Source organism: Bradyrhizobium sp. NBAIM08 (assembly GCF_020193935.1).
GTDB lineage: Bacteria > Pseudomonadota > Alphaproteobacteria > Rhizobiales > Xanthobacteraceae > Bradyrhizobium > Bradyrhizobium yuanmingense.
Window position 1 is genome coordinate 1 of record NZ_JADYVR010000967.1, and the last position, 402, is coordinate 402.

Annotated in this window: 1 protein-coding gene; it reads right to left on the reverse strand. The window is 49.5% G+C overall.

The annotated features are described in order from the left end of the window. On the reverse strand, positions 1-402 hold a 402-nt coding region (locus I6F37_RS42975), incomplete at both ends, for a sialidase family protein (RefSeq protein ID WP_225154826.1).

Below are 402 nucleotides of genomic sequence, written 5' to 3' on the forward strand. Positions count from 1 at the left end.
CCCCTATTGTAAATTCATGAATTTTGGTAAAGCTTTGCCCCTGGTCGGTACTGCGGTATAGCCAAAAACGAGGCCCCCAGGGCACTGCGCTCCAGAGCCGTGTAAGGCAGTAAACAGTATTGCCGGCATCACGCAGCCGGATGATTTTTGCCACATAATTACCACCCCAGGCTACCGGAAAGCTAATGCCTGCTACAGGCGTAAATGTAGCACCTTCATTATCGGAATACATCATGTTTTGGCCGATAGCAGCTAAGATGCGGGTACCGCCGCCGGATTTAATAAATGCCTGCATATTACGCTGGTCGAACCGGAAGCCTTGATTTAACAGTGTCCAGCTTCCGCTACCCAATATCGTTTTCCACAGGCTGCCACCGTTCGAAATGGTATACAATGTATTGG